We start from the raw sequence: 20,655 nt of genomic DNA, 5'->3' as shown, positions 1-20,655 counted from the left end.
GGCGGTCAGCCGCCTCCGCTGCCGGAGCAGCCGAAGCCGCCGCGCTCGACGGCGGACTTGTCGAAGCTGCCGCCCTCGACCTTGCCGTTCCTGCTGCTGCCGCCGTAGTAGTACGAGCCCTTGCCGCCGCTGTTCTTGCACTCGTAGCTGGGCAGTCTGTCCTGGGTCAGCCGGTCGACGCAGCGCTTGTCCGGTTCGGAGCCGCAGGAGGTCACCATCGCGGCGAGCACCCCCATGCCTCCGAGCACCACGGTGCTCGACCTCAGCCTGCGCTTGGCCATCTTTCCGTCTCCCCCGCCGTACGAATCGAGCCAATATGGCTGCTCGTCAGATTAAAGGCCCGCGAGGGACGGGCGGTACCCCGGGTCTTTCGGGCCGTCTCGCTCCGCGTCTACCTCTCCGTCGCGGCCTCCGGATCCGGGGGCAGTACGCGGCAGAGCGCGTCCAGTGCGCCGGCCCAGGCGCTGTCGGTGGGGGTTCCGTAGCCGATGACCAGCGCGTCCCCTTCGGGCTCCGCGTCCGGGTGGCGGAAGCGGCTGAGCCCCTCCAGCGCCAGGCCCTGCCACGCGGCCGCCCGGAGCGCCGCCGGTTCGGCGCCCGGGGGCAGTTCGATCACGGCGTGCAGCCCGGCGGCGATACCGCTGACCCGGGCGTGCGGGGCGCGTTCGGCCAGCGCCGCCACGAGCTGGTCGCGACGGCGCCGGTAGCGCAGCCGCATCGCGCGCACATGGCGGTCGTACGCGCCCGACGCGATGAACTCCGCGAGCGTGAGCTGGTCCAGGGCGCTGGACGACCAGTCGCTCACCCCCTTGGCCTCGCACACCTCCCCCACCAGCCGCTCCGGCATCACCAGCCACCCCAGCCGCAGCCCGGGGGCGAGTGATTTGCTCGTCGTTCCCAGGTGCACCACGCTCTCGGGATCGAGTCCCTGAAGGGCGCCGACGGGCTGGCGGTCGTACCTGAACTCGCCGTCGTAGTCGTCCTCCAGGATCAGCCCGCCCGTGGCGCGCGCCCAGTCGACCGCGGCGGCCCGGCGGTCGGGGTGCAGCGGGACCCCGGTGGGGAACTGGTGCGCGGGCGTCATCAGGACCGCGCCCACGCCCCGCATCCCGGCCAGCTCGCCGGTCCTCGCCCCGAACCCGTCGACCGGCAGGCAGGGCAGCCGCAGCCCGGAGTCCCGGAGCAGGTCGCGGTGGAGGAACAGGCCGTACGACTCGACGGCCACGTCCCGCACCCGCCGCTTGCGCAGCACGTCCCCCATCAGCCTCAGGGCCTGCGCGAATCCGGCGCAGATCATGATGCGTTCCGGGTCGGCGTGGACGCCCCGGGCGCGGGCCAGGTAGTCGGCGAGCACCGTGCGCAGTTCGATGCGGCCGCGCGGATCGCCGTAGCCGAAGGCATCGTGGGGTGCGGCGGCCAGGGCGCGCCGGGCCGCCTTGAGCCACTCGGTCCGGGGGAACGTCGCCAGGTCGGGTGATCCGCTCCGCAGGTTGTGGACGGGCCGGGCGCCGACCGGGCGGGCCCGGACCACCCGGGTGGCCGAGCGGCGCGGCTCGGACCGCGCCGCCACCCGGGTGCCGGAGCCCTGGCGGGCGGTGAGCCAGCCCTCGGCGACCAGTTCGGCGTAGGCGTCGGCGACGGTGTTGCGGGCCATTCCCAGGTCGGCGGCGAGGCTCCGGGAGGACGGCAGTCGGGTGCCGGGGGCCAGCCGGCCGGTCCGTACCGCCTCCCGCAGGGCATGCATGAGTCCGGCCCGCAGCCCGGTCGAGCCGGTAGTGTCGAGATGCAGGTCGGCGCCGAAAGTGGCCCAGGATTCCGTCATGGGAATGGACCATACCCATGTGCCACCACGCCCTTAGTGTCGTAGTCATGACGACGAACGAGAACACCGCACCCGCCACCGGACGCAACCCCGAGCACACCCCCCGTCTGAAGCAGTCCTGGGCCCAGCACGCCCCCGAGGTCTACCGGGCGGCGGTCCGGCTGGACGGGGCGGCCCGCAAGGGACTCGACCCGGTCATCGGCGAGCTGGTGAAGATCCGCGCCTCCCAGCTGAACCACTGCGCGTTCTGCCTCGACATGCACACCAAGGACGCGCTCGCGGCCGGTGAGTCCATCGAGCGGATCATCCAGCTCAGCGCCTGGGAGGAGTCGAAGCACTTCTACACGCCCAAGGAGATCGCGGCGATCGAGCTGACCGAGGCGGTGACCGTGCTGACCGACGGTTTCGTCCCGGACGAGGTGTGGGACCGGGCCGCCGAGCACTTCGACGAGGCCGAGCTCTCCTTCCTGATCGCCGCGATCGTCTCGATCAACGTGTGGAACCGCTTCGCGGTGACCACCCGCATGGTCCCCGGCCACTACACGCCGGGCGACCTCAACCACTGATCCACCGCCCGCCCCGCCCGAAGGAGCCCCGCGTGACCGCCGCCGCCCTGCGCGCCCTGCACCACGACCGCACCCCGGACGACCCGCTCGTCCTGCCCGGCCCGTGGGACGCGGCGAGCGCCCGCGCCTTCGTCGAGGCGGGCTTCCCGGCCCTGGCGACGCCCAGCGCGGGCGTCTCGGACGCGCTGGGGTACGCGGACGGGGCGGCGCCCGCCGCCGAGATGTTCGCCGCCGTGGCCCGGATCGTCCGGGCCGTCCCGGCCTCCGTGCCGGTCTCGGCGGACGTGGAGGCGGGGTACGGGCTGCCGCCGGAGGAGCTGGTGGAGCGGCTGCTGGAGAGCGGGGCCGCGGGCTGCAACCTGGAGGACTCGGTCGACGGCGTGCTCGTCGAGGCCGAGCGGCAGGCGGACCGGCTCGCGGCGGTCCGGGAGGCGGCGGGCGACGCCCTCTTCGTCAACGCCCGCGTCGACACGTACGTCCACGGCTCGCCCGGCTCGCCCGGCTCGCCCGGTTCCCCGGGAACGGATCCGGGGAGGGAGGCGGAGACGGTGCGCCGGGCGCTGCTGTACGTGGCGGCGGGCGCGGAGTGCGTGTACCCGATCATGGCCCCGCCCGAGGCGCTGCCCCGGCTGGCCGCCGCCGTCCCGGGACCGCTCAACGCGCTCGCCCGGCCGGACGGTCCCGCCCCGCGCCGCCTCGGCGGGCTGGGCGCCACCCGGATCACCTTCGGGCCCTGGTTCCAGCGGCGGGCCATGGCGGCGGTACGCGGGTTCGCGGACGAGCTGCGGCACGGGTAGCGGCCGTCCGCGCGGGGCCGGGTGCGCGGCGTCGCTCCGTACCGGCGGCGGGGCGCACCCCGTCCCGGGACTCCTGGGGCACCCGTAAAAAGAACGTGACCCCGAACAGCCGTCGCCCCCGGCTGCGGAGTGCTGCCGGGGGCGACGGGGGTACGCGTCAAGGGCGTACGGGCCGGATCGGGGATCAGATCAGGCCGAGCTCGCGCACCGCGTCGCGCTCCTCGGTGAGCTCCTTCACCGAGGCGTCGATGCGCGCACGGGAGAACTCGTTGATCTCCAGGCCCTGGACGATCTTGTAGGTGCCGTTCTCCGTGGTGACCGGGAAGGAGGAGATGATGCCCTCCGGCACGCCGTAGGAGCCGTCCGACGGGATGCCCATGGAGGTCCAGTCGCCCGCGGCGGTGCCGTTGACCCAGGTGTGCACGTGGTCGATGGCGGCGTTGGCGGCGGAGGCGGCCGAGGACGCGCCACGGGCCTCGATGATCGCGGCGCCGCGCTTGGCGACGGTCGGGATGAAGGTGTCGGCCAGCCACGCCTCGTCGTTGACGAGCTCGGCGGCGTTCTTGCCCGCGATCTCCGCGTGGAAGATGTCGGGGTACTGGGTCGCCGAGTGGTTGCCCCAGATCGTCAGCTTCTTGATGTCGGAGACGGCGGCACCGGTCTTGGCGGCCAGCTGCGAGATCGCCCGGTTGTGGTCGAGGCGGGTCATCGCGGTGAAGCGCTCGGCCGGGACGTCCGGGGCGGCGGCCTGGGCGATCAGCGCGTTGGTGTTGGCCGGGTTGCCGACCACGAGGACCTTGATGTCGTCCGCGGCGTTGTCGTTGATGGCCTTGCCCTGGGGCTTGAAGATGCCACCGTTGGCGGAGAGCAGGTCACCGCGCTCCATGCCCTTGGTGCGCGGGCGGGCGCCGACGAGCAGGGCGACGTTGGCACCGTCGAACGCCTTGTTGGCGTCGTCGGTGATCTCGATGCCGCGCAGCAGCGGGAAGGCGCAGTCGTCGAGCTCCATCGCGGTGCCCTCGGCGGCCTTCAGGCCCTGCGGGATCTCCAGGAGACGCAGGTTGACCGGCACGTCCGGGCCGAGCAGGTGGCCGGAGGCGATGCGGAAGAGCAGCGCGTAGCCGATCTGGCCGGCTGCGCCGGTCACGGTGACATTCACGGGAGTGCGGGTCATGGCGATCTCCGTTAGACAGCTGGCGGTGGGGGTTCCTGGCCCCTGGTGCTGGACATCCCTGAATCTTGATGTGAAGAGATATCCAGCGGTCAGGCTATCCGACCCGGAAGGTCCCGGCCGCTCTGCCCCCTGTGGCACCGCGCACAAGCGGTCACACAGCGCTCACCCGGCCGAATCCGGCACGGCCCCCGGCCCGCCACCGCGCACCGGCCGCCGCACGGGCGGTGTCACCCGGCCGCCCCGCCACCGGGCCCGGAACGCTCCGTTGCCGGACGCTCACACGGTGGCGGAATGGTCACTTCCGTGCCACAGGCCCTGGCCATGCCTTGTTCCGCCCCACCCCGTCGACCAGGCTGAATCCGGACGGGGCGGGAACGCTCGACCACCACCCGGCAGGGCCGCGCGCCCTGGTGGGCCCCGTCAGCCGGTGTCCGTCCCGCTCGGGGGAGGGGACGGGCACCGGGCCGGGTACGGATCAGCGGATGGTGAAGTGGACGGCCTGTTCCAGGAACGGAATGTCCAGCCACGGCTTCGGCTGCGCCACCAGCGCGAGCATCACGATGAGAAAGCCGAGCAGCCCGTAGGTCACCAGGTCGGTGAAGCGGGACCGCACCGCCAGCATGCCCACCGACGGCACCACGAGCCGCAGCACGGCACCGCCGAGCAGGGCGCAGCCGATCAGCATCGTGCCGACCCGGAACGCCTCGGCGAAGGGGTCGACCGCCACGATCAGCAACCCGATCCCGGCCGTGCAGAGCACCGCGAGCAGCGGCCACTGCCGGGCCGGGGCGGGCGCGTCGCCGGGGGCGGCCCGGCCACCGCCCTCGGGGCGGGCGGTGTCCCGGGTGAACAAGGGGAACCGCCGCGAGCGGCGCGCGCCGCCGGGCCCCCCGGCCGCGGCCGATCCGCCCGCGTCCGCACCCGTGGCCGAATCGTCCTGGCCCGCGGTCGCCCCGTCGGCCCCGGACGTCCCGTCGGCCCCGGACGTCCCGTCCGCCGCGCGTTCGTCCGCGTCCGGCACGTGCGACCCGCTCGCCGTCTCCGGGGACCGGGGCGGGCGCGCGGACGGGCCGCCCGTCTCGGCGGCCCGGTCGGCCGGGCTCGTAGCAGCACCCATGGGGTTTCCTCCGGATCGGGTCAGCCGGCGGCGGCGGCGTTGCGCTCGGCCGCCTCGACCACGTTGACGAGCAGCTGGGCGCGGGTCATCGGGCCGACGCCGCCGGGGTTCGGGGAGATCCAGGCGGCGACCTCGGCCACGCCCGGGTGGACGTCCCCGACGATCTTGCCGTTCTCGTCCCGGCTGACGCCGACATCGAGCACGGCGGCGCCCGGCTTCACGTCCTCGGGCTTGATGATGTGCGGCACCCCGGCGGCGGCCACGATGATGTCGGCCTGCTTGAGGTGGGCGGAGAGGTCACGCGTACCGGTGTGGCACTGCGTCACGGTGGCGTTCTCCGAACGGCGGGTCAGCAGCAGCGGCATCGGGCGGCCGATGGTGACGCCCCGGCCCACGACCACCACGTTCGCCCCCTTGATCTCGACGCCGTGGTGGCGGAGGAGCTGGACGACGCCCTGCGGGGTGCACGGCAGCGGGCCCGGCTCGTTGAGCACCAGGCGGCCGAGGTTCATCGGGTGCAGGCCGTCGGCGTCCTTGGCCGGGTCCATCAGCTCCAGGACGCGGTTGGTGTCGATCCCGTCGGGGAGCGGGAGCTGCACGATGTACCCGGTGCAGTCGGGGTTCTCGTTCAGCTCGCGGACGACCGCCTCGATCTCCTCCTGGGTGGCGGTGTCGGGGAGTTCGCGCTGGATGGAGCCGAGGCCGACCTGCGCGCAGTCGCGGTGCTTGCCGTTCACGTACCAACGACTGCCCGGGTCGTCCCCGACCAGCAGGGTTCCCAGGCCCGGGGTGATGCCCCGTTCCTTGAGGGCCGCCACACGGACGGTGAGATCGGACTTGATCGCGGCTGCGGTGGCCTTGCCATCGAGAATCTGGGCAGTCATGTCCCCATCCTCTCGGATGACCCCGCCCCGGTACCAATTCGGCCGCCTTCAGTGGCGTGATGTTGCACTTGCGCAACAAGCCCCGACCGTGACTGGACAAACTTACATTCTGTTTATAACGATTATGGCCGCAGTGCCGCAGTAGTACCGGGGGGCGGACCACTGACCTTTCTTTCCTCCGTGCGGCCGCATCGTCCCCGCAGTGCACGTTGGAGGAACGCCCAGATGAGTTTCGGCGACCCGAACCCGAACCCGAACAACCCGTACGGCCAGCAGCCCGGCCAGCCGCCGCAGGGCCAGCCCGGTTACGGCTACCCGCAGCAGCAGCCGCAGGGTCAGCCGGGCTACGGCTACCCGCAGCAGCCCCCGCAGGGTCAGCCGGGCTACGGCTACCCGCCCCAGGCCCCGGGCACCCTCCAGGCCAACAACGGCTACATCAACGTCCCCGTGCTGGGCACCGTCCAGGTCGCCTCGATGGGTCGTCGCCTCGGCGCCCGCGCCCTCGACGGCGTGATCATCGGCGTGCTCTACACGATCCTCAGCGCGATCGGTGTCGCCGGTGCGATGGGCGCCGCCAAGGACATCGAGAACTGCGGCAGCTCCCTGGACCCGGGCTACCAGGCCTGTGTGAACGACGCGAGCGGCAGCGTCATCGCCACGATGTTCGGCATGATCGCGATCTTCGGTCTGATCACGCTGCTCTACGAGTGGCTGATGATCTCGCTGCTCGGCCAGACGCTCGGCAAGATGGCCCTCGGCCTGAAGGTCGTCAAGGAGAACACCGGCATGAACCCGGGCCTCGGCTCCGGCTTCATCCGCTGGATCATCCCGATCGTCGGTGTCTTCCTCTGCTACATCGGCGCGCTGCTGGTCTACCTCTCGCCGTTCTTCGACAACTCCGGCAAGCTCCAGGGCTGGCACGACCGTGCCGCCGGCACGCTGGTGGTCAAGAAGTAACGCACCCCGCGCACGACACGAAGGGCCGGAACTCCGCGAGGAGTTCCGGCCCTTCGTGCGTGGGACCTCAGTGGAAGAAGTGGCGCGTGCCGGTGAAGTACATCGTCACGCCGGCCTTCTTCGCGGCCTCGACGACCAGCTCGTCACGGACCGAACCGCCCGGCTGGGCCACCGCCCTGACGCCCGCGGCGGTCAGGATCTCCAGCCCGTCGGGGAACGGGAAGAACGCGTCGGAGGCGGCGTACGCACCGCGCGCCCGCTCCTCGCCCGCCCGCTCCACGGCCAGCTTCGCGGAGTCGACCCGGTTGACCTGGCCCATGCCGACGCCGACCGAGGCACCGTCCTTGGCCAGCAGGATCGCGTTGGACTTGACCGCGCGGCACGCCTTCCACGCGAAGGCCAGCTCCCTCAGCTCGGCCTCGCCCAGCGCCTCGCCGGTGGCCAGCGTCCAGTTGGCCGGGTCGTCGCCCTCCGCCTGGAGGCGGTCGGTGACCTGGAGCAGCGCACCGCCGTCGATCGGCTTGACCTCGACCGGGGCGGCCGGGGCGTCCGGGCAGCGCAGCACCCGGATGTTCTTCTTGCGGGCCAGGATCTCGACGGCGCCGTCCTCGTAGGCCGGGGCGACGATGACCTCGGTGAAGATCTCCGCGACCTGCTCGGCCATCGCGGTGGTCACCGGACGGTTGACGGCGATGACCCCGCCGAAGGCCGACAGCGGGTCGCAGGCGTGGGCCTTGCGGTGCGCCTCGGCGACGTCGTCGGCGATCGCGATGCCGCACGGGTTGGCGTGCTTGATGATCGCGACGCACGGCTCGGTGTGGTCGTACGCGGCCCGGCGCGCGGCGTCGGTGTCCGTGTAGTTGTTGTACGACATCTCCTTGCCGTGCAGCTGCTCCGCCTCGGCCAGGCCGCCGGCGCCCGAGGTGTAGAGCGCGGCGGGCTGGTGCGGGTTCTCGCCGTAGCGCAGGACGTTCTCGCGCCGGTACGTCGTACCGAAGAAGTCGGGGAAGCCCGAGTCGTCGGCGGCGGCGTAGTCGTCCGCGAACCAGGAGGCCACGGCGACGTCGTACGCGGCGGTGTGCTGGAACGCCTCGGCGGCCAGCCGCTTGCGGGCGGTCAGGTCGAAGCCGCCCGCCCTGACGGCGGCCAGGACGTCGGCGTACCGCGCGGGGCTGGTGACGACGGCCACGGACGGGTGGTTCTTGGCGGCGGCGCGGACCATGGACGGGCCACCGATGTCGATCTGCTCCACGCACTCGTCGGCCGAGGCGCCGGAGGCCACGGTCTCCTTGAACGGGTAGAGGTTGACGACCACCAGGTCGAACGGCTCCACACCGAGCTCGGCGAGCTGCTCGCGGTGGGTGTCCAGGCGGAGGTCGGCCAGGATGCCGGCGTGGACGCGCGGGTGCAGCGTCTTCACGCGGCCGTCGAGACACTCGGGGAAGCCCGTGAGCTCCTCGACCTTGGTGACCGGGACACCGGCGGCGGCGATCCGGCCGGCGGTGGAGCCGGTGGAGACCAGCTCGACACCCGCCTCGTGCAGACCGCGTGCGAGGTCTTCGAGCCCCGTCTTGTCGTAGACACTGACCAGGGCGCGACGGATGGGCTTATTCACCGACATGACCGAGATGAACCTTTCGTCCCTCAATGCGATAGCCGTCGCGGGCGAGCCGCCCCACGGCCTCGACGAGCAGCTTGCGCTCGATTTGCTTGATGCGTTCATGGAGAGCGGCTTCGCCCTCCGGCGAGTCCTCCTCGGTCACCTCGACCACGCCCTGCGCGATGATCGGACCGGTGTCGACGCCGTCGTCGACGAAGTGGACGGTGCAGCCGGTGACCTTCACGCCGTACGCGAGCGCGTCGCGCACCCCGTGGGCACCGGGAAAACTGGGGAGCAGGGCGGGGTGGGTGTTGACGAACCGGCCGCCGAAGCGGGCGAGGAACTCCCGCCCCACGATCTTCATGAACCCCGCGGACACCACGAGGTCCGGGCGGTGCTCGGCCGTCGCGGCGGCGAGCGCGGCGTCCCACTCCTCCCGGGTGGCGTGGTCCTTGACCCGGCGGACGAACGTCGGGATGCCGGCGCGCTCCGCCCGTTCGAGACCGGCGATGCCGTCGCGGTCGGCGCCGACCGCGACGACCCGCGCGCCGAAGCCCTCGGGATCGTCACCGATGGCGTCGAGCAGGGCTTGGAGATTCGTACCCGAACCGGAGACCAGCACGACCAGGCGTGCCGGGGCGGCGGAGGGGGGCGGGGAGGCCACGGCTGGGCCCTTTCTCGCGTGGTGTTCCGGCGCGCTCCGCCCACGTCGGGGAGCGGCGCGACGCTGATTTGTACGGTCGTACGAAAGAACCGAGCCCCTCGATACGGGGAACTCTACGAACCGGCCGACCGCCAGCAACGATACCGGCACCGCGGCGGGCCCCCGTGGGACGGGGGTCGGCGGCCCCGGGCGGCGGTGGCCGGTCCGGCGCCGCGGCCACCGGCGTTCCGGCCGCGCTCCCAGCTTTCGGCGGCTCCCGGCCGGGAGGTAGCGTCAGGGGACAGCGAACCGTCCACGGGGCGGAAATGACGAGATGGGGAAGACGTTCACCACATGCCGGACCGACGCCGCCGCACCGCCTTCCGCCAGCCGCTGCCCGAGCGGGACGCCTCCTCCCAGGGCGGGAGGGGTCCGGGCGGGAGCGACGACAACCCCTTCGCCCCGCCGCCGGAGAACCGGCCCGACCAGCCCTGGCAGCCCCGCCGCCCGGTGAACGTCGCGAAGGGCGACGGGAACGGCCGGAAGGACGGCTCGAAGGACGGCTCCGGGAACGGTGAGGACTCCTCCGGGGACCGGCCCGCCTGGGGCCAGTGGAGCAGCCGCCAGCCCGGCCGGCAGAGCGGCGGCTTCGGCGGCCGCCCGGGCCAGGGCGGGACGGGCGGCAACCAGAGCGGCCCCGAGGGCACCCCGGGCGGGCTGCGCTGGGACCCCACCGACCCCGCACAGCGCCGGGCGCGCTACGCGCTGCTCTGCGGCATGTGGGCCTTCTTCTTCGCGCTCTTCGACCTCCCGGAGATCGCCCTGCTGCTCGGCTCGCTCGCGGTGTACTGGGCGATCAGCTCGCTCCGGTCGAAGCCGAAGAGCCCGGCCGCGGGCGGTGCGGCGACCCCGGCACCGGGGGCCGCGCCGGGCGCCCCGGCGGCCCCGGTCGGCGGTAGGCAGCAGACCACGGCGGCGGTCAGCGGCCTGGTGACGGCGCTGATCGCGCTCTCGATCGTCGCCATGACCTTCACCGTGCAGCTCGTCTACCGCGACTACTACACCTGTGTGAACGACGCCCTGACCAAGGCCGGTCAGCTGTCCTGCAACGACCAGCTGCCGAAGCCGCTGGAGCCGCTCTTCGGCGTCAGGGACTGAGCCCAGCCCCTCCCGCGCTCCCGGACGGTCCGGCCTCCTCGGGCCGGGCCGTCCGCCCGTACCAGGGGTCGGCCGGCAGGAAGTCGTACGGGGCGAGGCCCGGGTCCGCGACGGGGGCGGACGGCGTCCCGGCGTTGCCGGAGCCGGCCGCGGCGGACGCGTACGCCGCGGCCCGCTCCCGCGCCCGCGCCTTCTCCCACGCCCGCGCCCGCTCCCGCTCGCGCGCCGGCACCGCGCCGGTCAGCCACCACCAGCCGCTGCGGACCGGCCCCCGCAGCCGCCAGAACCGCAGCAGCAGCGCGCCGGGCACGCCCAGCACCACCACCCAGGCCGCCGCCGCCGCGCCGGTCAGCCACCACACCGGGCCGAACTCCGCCAGCGCCCGGCTCCCCAGCGGCCCCCCGGCCGCCGCGGCCAGCACCGCCGTACCGATCCCGCACCCGATCCCGGCGACCGCGGCCGCCAGCGCGGTCGCCCCCGGGCCCCACGCCTCCTCGCGTTCGCAGTACGGCGGCGCGGCCCGCCGCACCGTGAACCAGGCGACGGTCACCCCGGCCGCGACCGGCACCCCGAGCGCCGCCCAGTTCGGGAGCGTCCCGGGGCCCTCGGCGGGCACCGCGGCCAGCAGCGGGAAACGGGGCAGCGCCGGGCGGCCGGAGAAGGCCAGCGGGGTGACCGTGGACGCCGTACCGAGGGCGAAGCCGGGACCGAGCCCGTACGCCGCACCCCACACCGCCGCGTTCGGCACCAGCACCACCGCGAGCAGCAGCACCGCGACCCGGCCCGACCAGTCGCCCGAGAGCTGGACGAACGCCTGCCGGGCCGGGTGCGCGTGCCACACCAGCCCGACCGCGACGAGCAGCGCGCCGCCGCCGACCAGCATCGCCACCCCGGCCGCCGCCGCGCGCCACACCGTCCCCGCGCGCTCCCGGAGCCGGCCGCCCGCCAGCGCCCGGTGCAGGGCCGCCGGGGCTCCGGCGGGCAGCGCGACCGGATGCCCGGCCGCCGTCCAGACCCCGGCCGCCGCCGCGCCCGCCACCACGGCGACCGCCGGGAAGAGCGCCGCGAGCGGGTGCACGGACAGCGCACCGCCCCGCGCGTAGTACGCGACCGCCGCGCCGACCAGCAGATATCCGCCGACGACCGCCGCCAGGCCGACCGGCGCCGAGAGGGCGGGCCGCTCCTCGTCCGGCACCAGGACGTCGCGCGCCGCGCGGTGCACCAGCCACACCGGCACCACGGCGAGCAGCAGCGGAACCACCCCCACCGGAGCGGGCACCCCGCTCGGCGTACCGGCCCTGACCAGCTCGGCGCCATGGGCGAGCAGCCAGAGCGCCGCCGCCGTGTGGAGGGCGCTCCCGGAACTCTCCCCGGAGTCCGGCGAGCTGATCCACAACGCCAGGACGAGAACGGTGACCGCGCCCAGCCCGAGCCCGGCCGCGACCGCTCCCCGCAGCAGGGCCAGGGGGAACGCGGCGGACCTGCCCTGATCCGCCGACAACATCGGGGCGCTTTCGGTTACTTGGCTCACACGGCCATGCTGCCAACGACACGCGCCTAATGCGCGTAACAGTCGAATACCCGCTGTGTCGCCCAATATATGTTTATGTGCTTTATTCCGTGGTGTAGCCCATTGGAGGGACCCGCATGACGCGGCGTCCGACGAACACCCCCTCTGACCGCCCCTCCCCCACCGGAACCCCCGACACCGAGCCCACCTCTGTCACCACCACCGTCCCCGGTGCCTCCGGAGCCCCGGACACCGAGGGCCCCGCCCCCGCCGATCCCCCCGGCGCGGGGGACCGGTCCGCCGAGGCGTTCGACGCGCTGTACGCGCACTGCGCCACCGCCCTCTTCCACCAGACGTTCCTGCTGACCGGGCGCCGGGCCCTCGCCCGGGAGTCCGTCGCCCGCGCCTTCGCCCTGGCCTGGGAGCACTGGCCCGAGGTCGCGGTGGACCCGGACCCGGTCGGGTGGGTACGGGCGGCCGGGTACGAGTACGCCCTGTCGCCCTGGCACCGGCTGCGCCGCGCGCACCGCAGGCCCGACCCGCCCCCGCCCGAACCCGCCGCCCATGCCCTGCTCGACGCGCTGCTCGCGTTGCCGCCCTGCTACCGCCGCACCCTGGTGCTCCACGACGGCCTGGGCCTGGGGCTGCCGGAGACGGCGGCGGAGACGGAGGCGAGCACCCCGGCGGCGGCGAACCGGCTGCTGAACGCGCGGGCCGCGATCGACGCGCTGGTGCCCGCGCCGGTCGGCGGCGACGGGGCCGCCGGGGACCCGGCGCCGCTGGCCGAACGGCTCGGCGCGCTCGCCCTGTCCCCGTCCCCCGGCCCGCTCCCCACGCCCGTCCGGGTCCGTACGGACAGCGAGCGCAGGGCCAGGCGGTGGACCCGGGCGACCTTCTGGTTCACCCTGCTGCTCGCCGGGCTGACGCTGTTCACCCTGGCGACGGCCCCGACCCGGCACGAGACCCCGGCGGCGCCCGCCCAGCGGATCGGCGGGGTGCCGCCACGCGGCGGCCCCCGCGAGCCGGAGCCCCGGGAGCTGAGCCTGGAGAAGAAGCTCCGCGGCGAACTCTTCCAGGGCCCGGCGCGGCTGGTCCCCGGCACCGGCTGACCGGGACGCCGGGACGCCCGGAGACGGAAAAACGGCGCGGGCCCGTACCCCTTCGATCCGAGGGGTACGGGCCCGCGCCGTCTGTGCGGTGACGCTCCGAGCGGTGCGGGAGCGGTCAGGCGCCGAGGATCTCGCGGGCGAGCTTGGCGGTCTCGGTCGGCGTCTTGCCGACCTTGACGCCGGCGGCCTCGAGGGCCTCCTTCTTCGCCTGGGCGGTGCCGGAGGAGCCGGAGACGATGGCGCCGGCGTGGCCCATGGTCTTGCCCTCGGGGGCGGTGAAGCCCGCGACGTAACCGACGACCGGCTTGGTGACGTTGGCCTTGATGAAGTCGGCCGCACGCTCCTCGGCGTCGCCGCCGATCTCGCCGATCATCACGATCAGGTCGGTCTCGGGGTCGGCCTCGAACGCCGCGAGGGCGTCGATGTGCGTCGTACCGATGACCGGGTCGCCACCGATGCCGACGGCGGACGAGAAGCCGATGTCACGGAGCTCGTACATCATCTGGTAGGTCAGCGTGCCCGACTTGGACACCAGACCGATGCGGCCGGGCTTGGTGATGTCGCCCGGGATGATGCCGGCGTTGGACTGGCCGGGGGTGATCAGGCCGGGGCAGTTCGGGCCGATGATCCGCGTCTTGTTGCCCTTCGACGTGGCGTACGCCCAGAAGGCGGCCGAGTCGTGGACGGCGATGCCCTCGGTGATGACGACCGCGAGCGGGATCCCGGCGTCGATCGCCTCGATGACGGCGGCCTTGGCGAAGGCCGGCGGCACGAAGAGGACGGACACGTCGGCGCCGGTCTTCTCCATCGCCTCGGCGACGGTCCCGAAGACGGGGACCTCGGTGCCGTCGAAGTCGACGGAGGTGCCGGCCTTGCGCGGGTTCACGCCACCGACGATGTTGGTGCCGTCACCGAGCATGAGCTTGGTGTGCTTCATACCGGTGGCGCCGGTCATCCCCTGGACGATGACCTTGCTGTCCTTGGTGAGGAAGATAGCCATGGTGTTGGAGTCCCTCGTCCCTTACTTCGCAGCCGCGGCGAGCTCGGCGGCCTTGTCGGCCGCGCCGTCCATGGTGTCCACGCGCTGAACGAGCGGGTGGTTGGCGTCGGAGAGGATCTTGCGACCCAGCTCCGCGTTGTTGCCGTCGAGGCGCACGACCAGCGGCTTGTTGACGTCCTCGCCCTTGGACTTGAGCAGCTCCAGCGCCTGGACGATGCCGTTGGCGACCTCGTCGCAGGCGGTGATGCCACCGAAGACGTTGACGAAGACGGACTTGACGTCCGGGTCGCCGAGGATGATCTCCAGGCCGTTCGCCATGACCTCGGCGGAGGCGCCGCCACCGATGTCGAGGAAGTTGGCGGGCTTCACGTTGCCGTGGTTCTCACCGGCGTACGCGACGACGTCCAGGGTCGACATGACCAGGCCGGCGCCGTTGCCGATGATGCCGACCTCGCCGTCCAGCTTGACGTAGTTGAGGTTCTTGGCCTTGGCGGCGGCCTCGAGCGGGTTGGCCGCGGCCTTGTCCTCGAGGGCCTCGTGCTCGGGCTGCCGGAAGTCGGCGTTCTCGTCGAGCGAGACCTTGCCGTCCAGGGCCAGGATGCGGCCGTCCTTGGTCTTGACCAGCGGGTTGACCTCGACGAGGAGGGCGTCCTCGGCGACGAAGGTGTCCCAGAGCGTCACCAGGACCTCGGCGACCTTCTCGGCCACCTCCGCCGGGAACGCGGCCTGGGCGACGATCTCGCGGGCCTTCTCGATCGTGACGCCCTCGACGGCGTTGACCGGGACCTTCGCGAGGGCCTCGGGGGTCTTCTCCGCGACCTCCTCGATGTCCATGCCGCCCTGCACCGAGGCCATGGCCAGGAAGGTGCGGTTCGTGCGGTCGAGGAGGTACGAGACGTAGTACTCCGCCTCGATCTCCGGAGACAGCTCGGCGATCATCACCTTGTGGACCGTGTGGCCCTTGATGTCCATGCCGAGGATGTCGGTCGCGCGGGCGACCGCCTCGTCGGGGGTGGCGGCCAGCTTGACGCCACCGGCCTTGCCACGGCCGCCGACCTTCACCTGCGCCTTGACGACCGACTTGCCGCCCAGCCGCTCGGTCGCCTCGCGGGCTGCCTCAGGCGTGTCGATGACTTCACCGGCCAGCACCGGTACACCGTGCTTGGCGAAGAGGTCCCTCGCCTGGTACTCGAACAGGTCCACGCGCGTCCGTCCCTTAATCAATGGTCTCGCGGTTGGTTTTCTGCGTGGGCGTGTCGCGAGGGGCAAAACGTGACTGCGCGGTCACCAGGAAGGCGCACACGGTGAGCCCGGCACGCGGCATGTCCATCTCGCAGGTTATCCCTGAGGCCCGCAGGACCCTAAATCACAGATAGCGCCCGAGCGGTGATTACGGTCACAGACCCTGCTGGGCCCCGGGGAGCGGCGGGGCCGGACGCCCCCGCACCGGGCGGTGCGCCGCGCGGTGCCATTGGGGTGACGGCGGCGGCCGGCGCGGGCCCGCGGACGCGGGTGCGGATGTGCGTGTGGGCTCGGGGCTCCGGTGTCCCTCAGTGGCCGGCCTCCTCGTCCGGCGCGAGGGCCGGTACGGGCAGCGGCCGTTTCTCGATGGCCGCCGCCATCACCTCGGGGAAGAGGTCCGGGGTGCAGGCGAAGGCGGGCACGCCCAGGGCGGCGAGCGCCGCCGCGTGGTCGCGGTCGTAGGCGGGCGCGCCCTCGTCGGAGAGCGCGAGCAGGGCCACGAACTGCACCCCGGACGCCTTCATCGCGGCGACCCGCTTCAGCATCCCGTCGCGTATCCCGCCCTCGTAGAGGTCGCTGATCAGCACGACCACGGTGTCGGCGGGGCGGGTGATCCTCGACTGGCAGTAGGCCAGCGCGCGGTTGATGTCGGTACCGCCGCCGAGCCGGGTCCCGAAGAGCACGTCGACAGGGTCGTCGAGCTGGTCGGTGAGGTCGACGACCGCCGTGTCGAAGACGACGAGCCTGGTCCGGAGGGTCCGCATGGAGGCGAGGACCGCGCCGAAGACGGAGGCGTGGACCACGGAGGCGGCCATCGAACCCGACTGGTCGACGCAGAGGACGACGTCCTTCTTCACCGACCGGGCGGCCCGCCCGTAGCCGATGAGCCGTTCGGGGACGACGGTGCCGTACTCGGGGAGGTAGTTCTTCAGGTTGGCCCGGACGGTGCGGTTCCAGTCGATGTCGTGGTGGCGGGGCCGGTCGGTCCTGGCCGAGCGGTCGAGCGCGCCGGTGAGCGTGGCCCGGGTGCGGGAGGCGAGCCGCTTCTCCAGGTCCTCGACGACCTTGCGGACCACCGCTCTCGCGGTCTCCTTCGTCGTCTCGGGGATGGCCCTGCCGAGCGAGAGGAGCGTGCCCACGAGGTGGACGTCGGGCTCGACCGCCTCCAGCATCTCCGGCTCCAGCAGCAGCGCCGCGAGGCCGAGCCGGTCGAACGCGTCGCGCTGCATGACCTGGACGACGGTGCTCGGGAAGTACGTACGGATGTCGCCGAGCCAGCGGGCCACGGAGGGGGCGGACGCCCCGAGCCCGGCCGCGCGGCCGGTCCTGTTCCGGGCGCCGGTGGCTCCCCCGTCGCCGTAGAGCGCGCTCAGCGCGGCGTCCATCGCGGCGTCGCGGCCGGTGAGGGCGCGGCCGGTGCCCTCGGCGCCGTCCCCGCCCAGGACCAGCCGCCAGCGGCGCAGCCGTTCGTCGTTCGCGGTGTTCGTGGCGTCAGGGGTGTTCGTGTTCGTCGTCATGCCGTCGCCCCCCACTGTTCCTCGGTGTCGGTGTCGGTGCCGGTGCCGGAAGCGGTCCCGGCGGGGGTGTCGGAGGGGGTGGCCGTGCCGGTGCCGGTGCCGAGCAGCAGGAGGACCACGTCCTCGGCCGCGTCGGCCCTGGCCGCGTCCGTCTCCGGCCCGAATCCGGGCACCGTCGCCCCGGCACCGGCGCCCGGCGCTCCCCCGGCTCTCCCGGCGCGGGGGCCGCGCGCCACCAGCTCGCCCAGGGTGCGGCGGACGCCGGGTTCGTATGCGGAGAAGGTGCGGCGCAGCAGGGGCAGCACATCGGCGAAGAGGTCGGCCGGCACGCCGGTGAGCCAGGCGTCGACCAGGCCGAGCAGCCGTTCGTCGTGGACGAGCAGCATGCCGCCGCCCGCCGCCCCGCCGACGAAGCCCTCGATCCACGCCGCGGCGTCGGCCGGGGGTGTGCCGGGCGAGAGGGCGAGCCCCATGAGCCGGGCCGCTTCGCCCTCCGCGAGCCGTCCCTCGTCGAGGAGCAGGCGGGCGGCGCGGCCCCGGACGGTTCCGGCGACCGTGTCCCGGGCGGCGAGCCGGTGCAGCACGGCCGTCCAGCGCTCGCGCAGCCCGTCCTCCCCCGCGCCTTCCGCCGTGTCCGGCTTCGCGTCCGTGCGGGTGGCGGCGGCGCCGGTGAGCAGGCCGATCGCGGCGTGGACGCCGTCGAGACGGTCCCGCATGGTGGCGGCGCCCTCGGTGTCCAGGCCGGTGCAGGCCGGGGGCAGCCCGACGCAGATCCGCTCGGCGAGACCGGCCGCGACCTCGGCGAGCGCCGCGGTGTCGGTGGACCGCACGTCGCCGTAGCGCAGGGTACGGGCGAGCGCGGGCAGGGCCTCGGCGAGGCGGCCGACGTCGGCGTCGAGCGCGGCGCGGTCGGCGAGGGCCCGCATCACGCCGGGCAGCGCGTCGGGGACCCCGGCGAGCAGGCACTGCTCGGCGAGCGCGGTGATCTCGGCGAGCGCGGTCGCCCCGGCGGCCCTGGCCCCGGCCCTCGCGGTGGCGGCCGTGAGCACGGTGGTGCCCCAGATGCCCGCCTCCGCCACCCGTACGTACAGCTCGGGCTCCCAGCGCAGCCGCCAGCTCTCCCGGAAGGTGCCGGTGGCGCCCCGGCCGGTGGCGGGCTCGCCCCAGTCGACGCCGAGGAGGCGGAGCCGGTGCAGCAGTCGGCTGCGGGCCGCGTCGTTGTCCTTGCGGAGGTCGAGCTCCAGCTCCCGCTCCGGCGCCTCCGGTTTGAGCCGGAGGGTGCGCTGCTGGCGGGTGAGGTCGCGCTGGAGGGGGACGACGGGGGCGTCGTCCGGCACCTCGCCGAGGGCCTCGCCGACGACCAGCCGGTCGTGGACGAGCGCGAGCGGTACGTCGGAGCCGTCGCACATCACGGACCGGACCGCGTCGGTCGTCTCGGTCAGACCGGCGAGCGGGCGGCCGCGGAGCGCGGCCAGGGCGGCGGCGAGCCGGACGGCCTCGATGACATGGGCGGACGACACGAACCGGTCCTCCCCGCGCAGGAGGCCGGCGACCTTGGTCATCCACCGCTCGACCGGGCGGTCCCCGGCCTCGAAGAGGTGCCCGTACCAGCCGGGCGAGTCGATGCCCGCCCCGTAGCCGCTCCTGCGGGCGAGCCTGCGGTGCGACCAGGGCACCCAGGTCAGCTCGGCCCGGACTCTGGGCAGGCCCTTGAGCAGGGCGCGGTCGGCGGTGAGCGTGGTCCGCGCGGCGAGCGCGGGGACGTGCCAGGCGCCGCAGACGACCGCGATGTCCTCGCCGAACTCCTTGGCCGCCTTGCGCAGTTGGACGCGCATGTACGCCTCGCGCACGGCGTCGCGGGGGTGGCCGCCGTCGCCGTACGCCTCGCGCAGGGCGGTCATCGCCTCGGCGAGGACCGTGAACGGGGCCCAGGGGTCCGCCGTTCCGCCGCCCCCGGTGCGGTGCTCGACGACGTCCTCCCACCAGCGCTCGGGGTCGTCGTAGCCCGCCGCCTCGGCGAGCACCGCGAGGGGGTCGACGGGGACGCGCCCGGGGCCGTCCGCCGCCTCCGCCTCGGCCCGGTTCATGGCCAGGGAGTGTGCCGCCGGAAGGTCGATGAACCGGACCTCGGCGCCGTGGTCGAGGGCCCAGCGCAGGGCGACCCACTCGGGCGAGAACGCGGCCATCGGCCAGAACGCCGCCTCCCCCGGGTCGCCGACGACATGGGCGAGCAGGGCGACCGGTGGCCGCATCCGTTCGTCGGCGGCGAGCGGCAGCAGCGTGTCGGCCTCCGGGGGGCCTTCGATCAGCACGGCCCGCGGGCGGGCGGCGTCCAGCGCCGCCCGGACGGCCCGCGCCGATCCGGGACCGTGGTGCCGGACGCCCAACAGCAGCGGCCCGGGCGGGCGTTCCGCAGGGCGCACGGTCCCCGCCGCGGGGTGCCCGGTCCCGGTCATGCGGAGACCTCTCGGCAGGCGCGGTAGAAGTCCTTCCACCCGTCCCGCTCCCGGACCACCGTCTCCAGGTACTCCTGCCAGATCATCCGGTCGGCCGCCGGGTCGCGGACGACCGCGCCGAGGATGCCCGCCGCGACGTCCCCGGGGCGCAGCACCCCGTCCCCGAAGTGGGCGGCGAGGGCGAGGCCGTTGGTGACGACGGAGATCGCCTCGGCCGTGGACAGCGTTCCCGACGGGGACTTGAGCTTGGTGCGCCCGTCCGTGGTGACCCCGTCGCGCAGTTCGCGGAAGACCGTGACGACGCGGCGGATCTCGGCCGCGCCGTCGGGGGCGGACGGGAGGTCGAGCGAGCGGCCTATCTGGTCGACCCGGCGGGACACGATGTCGACCTCGGCGTCGGGCGTGGCGGGCAGCGGGAGCACGACGGTGTTGAACCGGCGGCGCAGGGCGCTGGACAGTTCGTTGACCCCGCGGTCGCGGTCGTTGGCGGTGGCGATGACGTTGAATCCGCGGACCGCCTGGACCTCCTGGCCCAGCTCGGGCACGGGGAGCGTCTTCTCGGACAGGATCGTGATGAGCGAGTCCTGCACGTCGGCGGGGATGCGGGTCAGCTCCTCGACGCGCGCCGTCATCCCCTCGGACATGGCGCGCATCAGCGGGCTGGGCACCAGGGCGTCGCGGCTGGGGCCGTGCGCGAGGAGCCGGGCGTAGTTCCACCCGTAGCGGAGGGCTTCCTCGGGGGTGCCCGCGGTGCCCTGGACGAGCAGGGTCGAGTCGCCGCTGACGGCGGCGGCCAGATGCTCCGACACCCAGGTCTTGGCCGTTCCGGGAACGCCGAGGAGCAGCAGGGCGCGGTCGGTGGCGAGGGTGGTGACGGCGACCTCGACGAGGCGGCGCGGGCCCACGTACTTAGGGGTGATCACGGTGCCGTCGGACAGGGTGCCGCCGAGGAGGTAGGTGGCGACGGCCCACGGGGAGAGCCGCCAACGGGCCGGGCGCGGGCGGTCGTCGGCTGCGGCGAGGGCCTTGAGCTCGTCGGCGAAGGCGTCCTCGGCATGCGGTCGGAGAGCCTGGGCGCCGGCGGTGGCAGTGGATTCGGACAC

General features: G+C 73.7%; 18 protein-coding genes. 5 read left to right on the top strand and 13 right to left on the bottom strand.

Translation table 11 applies throughout. The features are described from left to right. Positions 1–5: 5 nt before the first annotated feature. Entirely contained in the window at positions 6–281 is a 276-nt protein-coding gene (locus ACF08W_RS11405) for a hypothetical protein (protein WP_352273545.1), read from the bottom strand. Between the two features lie 110 nt (positions 282–391). Then, the gene (locus ACF08W_RS11400) at positions 392–1,822 is read right to left on the bottom strand and encodes a PLP-dependent aminotransferase family protein (RefSeq protein WP_392279125.1); all 1,431 of its coding nucleotides are present in this window, start codon (positions 1,820–1,822) and stop codon (positions 392–394) included. A gap of 47 nt (positions 1,823–1,869) precedes the next feature. Between ACF08W_RS11400 and ACF08W_RS11395 the strand changes: the two genes are divergently transcribed. After that, positions 1,870–2,388, top strand: coding sequence for a carboxymuconolactone decarboxylase family protein (locus tag ACF08W_RS11395; protein WP_352273547.1), 519 nt, complete (start codon positions 1,870–1,872; stop codon positions 2,386–2,388). A 32-nt stretch (positions 2,389–2,420) separates the two neighbouring features. Further along, positions 2,421–3,185: an isocitrate lyase/phosphoenolpyruvate mutase family protein gene (locus ACF08W_RS11390; protein WP_392279124.1), complete on the top strand. Its 765-nt coding sequence runs from the start codon at positions 2,421–2,423 to the stop codon at positions 3,183–3,185. Between the two features lie 184 nt (positions 3,186–3,369). On the opposite strand, the gene ACF08W_RS11385 is transcribed toward ACF08W_RS11390, so the two are convergent. The 3 genes from ACF08W_RS11385 to ACF08W_RS11375 all read right to left on the bottom strand — a co-directional run bounded on the left by ACF08W_RS11385 (position 3,370) and on the right by ACF08W_RS11375 (position 6,360). Further along, positions 3,370–4,359, bottom strand: a complete 990-nt coding sequence (locus ACF08W_RS11385; RefSeq protein WP_352273549.1) for a malate dehydrogenase — start codon at positions 4,357–4,359, stop codon at positions 3,370–3,372. A 475-nt stretch (positions 4,360–4,834) separates the two neighbouring features. Next, entirely contained in the window at positions 4,835–5,476 is a 642-nt protein-coding gene (locus ACF08W_RS11380) for a DUF3017 domain-containing protein (protein ID WP_392279123.1), read from the bottom strand. Between the two features lie 20 nt (positions 5,477–5,496). Next, on the bottom strand, positions 5,497–6,360 hold the full coding sequence (locus ACF08W_RS11375) for a bifunctional methylenetetrahydrofolate dehydrogenase/methenyltetrahydrofolate cyclohydrolase (protein WP_352273551.1): 864 nt from the start codon (positions 6,358–6,360) through the stop codon (positions 5,497–5,499). A gap of 225 nt (positions 6,361–6,585) precedes the next feature. Here ACF08W_RS11375 and ACF08W_RS11370 point away from each other — a divergent pair, with 225 nt between their 5' ends. Beyond that, entirely contained in the window at positions 6,586–7,317 is a 732-nt protein-coding gene (locus ACF08W_RS11370; RefSeq protein ID WP_392279122.1) for an RDD family protein, read from the top strand. A gap of 67 nt (positions 7,318–7,384) precedes the next feature. Here the strand turns inward: ACF08W_RS11370 and purH are convergent, their stop codons facing one another. Together purH and purN are read right to left on the bottom strand one after the other, a co-directional pair. Then, positions 7,385–8,938, bottom strand: coding sequence for a bifunctional phosphoribosylaminoimidazolecarboxamide formyltransferase/IMP cyclohydrolase (gene purH / locus ACF08W_RS11365; RefSeq protein WP_392279121.1), 1,554 nt, complete (start codon positions 8,936–8,938; stop codon positions 7,385–7,387). After that, positions 8,925–9,581 carry a phosphoribosylglycinamide formyltransferase gene (purN, locus tag ACF08W_RS11360; RefSeq protein ID WP_352273554.1) on the bottom strand — a complete coding sequence of 219 codons (657 nt, stop codon included), beginning with the start codon at positions 9,579–9,581 and terminating at the stop codon, positions 8,925–8,927. Before purN ends, purH begins: the two co-directional genes overlap by 14 nt. Before the next feature lie 333 nt (positions 9,582–9,914). On the opposite strand from purN, the gene ACF08W_RS11355 reads away from it, so the two are divergent. Beyond that, on the top strand, positions 9,915–10,718 hold the full coding sequence (locus ACF08W_RS11355) for a hypothetical protein (RefSeq protein ID WP_392279120.1): 804 nt from the start codon (positions 9,915–9,917) through the stop codon (positions 10,716–10,718). Here the strand turns inward: ACF08W_RS11355 and ACF08W_RS11350 are convergent. Continuing rightward, positions 10,708–12,249: a DUF6350 family protein gene (locus tag ACF08W_RS11350; RefSeq protein ID WP_392279119.1), complete on the bottom strand. Its 1,542-nt coding sequence runs from the start codon at positions 12,247–12,249 to the stop codon at positions 10,708–10,710. The two genes, ACF08W_RS11355 and ACF08W_RS11350, sit on opposite strands and share 11 nt — an antisense overlap. Before the next feature lie 116 nt (positions 12,250–12,365). Here ACF08W_RS11350 and ACF08W_RS11345 point away from each other — a divergent pair, with 116 nt between their 5' ends. Then, positions 12,366–13,337: a sigma factor-like helix-turn-helix DNA-binding protein gene (locus ACF08W_RS11345; RefSeq protein WP_392279118.1), complete on the top strand. Its 972-nt coding sequence runs from the start codon at positions 12,366–12,368 to the stop codon at positions 13,335–13,337. Positions 13,338–13,452: 115 nt separating this feature from the next. Here ACF08W_RS11345 and sucD read toward each other — a convergent pair whose 3' ends face one another. The 5 genes from sucD to ACF08W_RS11320 form a co-directional block, all read right to left on the bottom strand. Then, positions 13,453–14,337, bottom strand: a complete 885-nt coding sequence (gene sucD / locus ACF08W_RS11340) for a succinate--CoA ligase subunit alpha (RefSeq protein ID WP_385208433.1) — start codon at positions 14,335–14,337, stop codon at positions 13,453–13,455. A 21-nt stretch (positions 14,338–14,358) separates the two neighbouring features. Continuing rightward, a complete protein-coding gene (sucC, locus tag ACF08W_RS11335; RefSeq protein ID WP_352273559.1) occupies positions 14,359–15,540 on the bottom strand; it encodes an ADP-forming succinate--CoA ligase subunit beta in 1,182 nt (393 codons plus the stop codon). Positions 15,541–15,887: 347 nt separating this feature from the next. After that, entirely contained in the window at positions 15,888–17,096 is a 1,209-nt protein-coding gene (locus tag ACF08W_RS11330; RefSeq protein WP_392279117.1) for a vWA domain-containing protein, read from the bottom strand. Beyond that, on the bottom strand, positions 17,093–19,552 hold the full coding sequence (locus ACF08W_RS11325; RefSeq protein WP_392279116.1) for a DUF5682 family protein: 2,460 nt from the start codon (positions 19,550–19,552) through the stop codon (positions 17,093–17,095). The genes ACF08W_RS11330 and ACF08W_RS11325 overlap by 4 nt, the downstream gene beginning before the upstream one ends. Continuing rightward, a complete protein-coding gene (locus ACF08W_RS11320; protein ID WP_392279115.1) occupies positions 19,549–20,655 on the bottom strand; it encodes an AAA family ATPase in 1,107 nt (368 codons plus the stop codon). The genes ACF08W_RS11325 and ACF08W_RS11320 overlap by 4 nt, the downstream gene beginning before the upstream one ends.

The sequence above is a fragment of the Streptomyces sp. NPDC015144 genome, assembly GCF_043079735.1.
Taxonomy (GTDB): Bacteria; Actinomycetota; Actinomycetes; order Streptomycetales; family Streptomycetaceae; genus Streptomyces.
The sequence above is the reverse complement of the archived record's forward strand: the minus strand, read 5'-3'. Positions and strand labels throughout refer to the sequence as shown.

Coding starts and splice junctions, on each gene's coding strand:
- ACF08W_RS11405 (WP_352273545.1), bottom strand. CDS start 281: ATGGCCAAGCGCAGGCTGAGGTCGAGCACCGTGGTGCTCGGAGGCATG.
- ACF08W_RS11400 (WP_392279125.1), bottom strand. CDS start 1,822: ATGACGGAATCCTGGGCCACTTTCGGCGCCGACCTGCATCTCGACACT.
- ACF08W_RS11395 (WP_352273547.1), top strand. CDS start 1,870: ATGACGACGAACGAGAACACCGCACCCGCCACCGGACGCAACCCCGAG.
- ACF08W_RS11385 (WP_352273549.1), bottom strand. CDS start 4,359: ATGACCCGCACTCCCGTGAATGTCACCGTGACCGGCGCAGCCGGCCAG.
- ACF08W_RS11380 (WP_392279123.1), bottom strand. CDS start 5,476: ATGGGTGCTGCTACGAGCCCGGCCGACCGGGCCGCCGAGACGGGCGGC.
- ACF08W_RS11375 (WP_352273551.1), bottom strand. CDS start 6,360: ATGACTGCCCAGATTCTCGATGGCAAGGCCACCGCAGCCGCGATCAAG.
- ACF08W_RS11370 (WP_392279122.1), top strand. CDS start 6,586: ATGAGTTTCGGCGACCCGAACCCGAACCCGAACAACCCGTACGGCCAG.
- purH (WP_392279121.1), bottom strand. CDS start 8,938: ATGTCGGTGAATAAGCCCATCCGTCGCGCCCTGGTCAGTGTCTACGAC.
- ACF08W_RS11355 (WP_392279120.1), top strand. CDS start 9,915: ATGCCGGACCGACGCCGCCGCACCGCCTTCCGCCAGCCGCTGCCCGAG.
- ACF08W_RS11345 (WP_392279118.1), top strand. CDS start 12,366: ATGACGCGGCGTCCGACGAACACCCCCTCTGACCGCCCCTCCCCCACC.
- sucD (WP_385208433.1), bottom strand. CDS start 14,337: ATGGCTATCTTCCTCACCAAGGACAGCAAGGTCATCGTCCAGGGGATG.
- ACF08W_RS11330 (WP_392279117.1), bottom strand. CDS start 17,096: ATGACGACGAACACGAACACCCCTGACGCCACGAACACCGCGAACGAC.
- ACF08W_RS11325 (WP_392279116.1), bottom strand. CDS start 19,552: ATGACCGGGACCGGGCACCCCGCGGCGGGGACCGTGCGCCCTGCGGAA.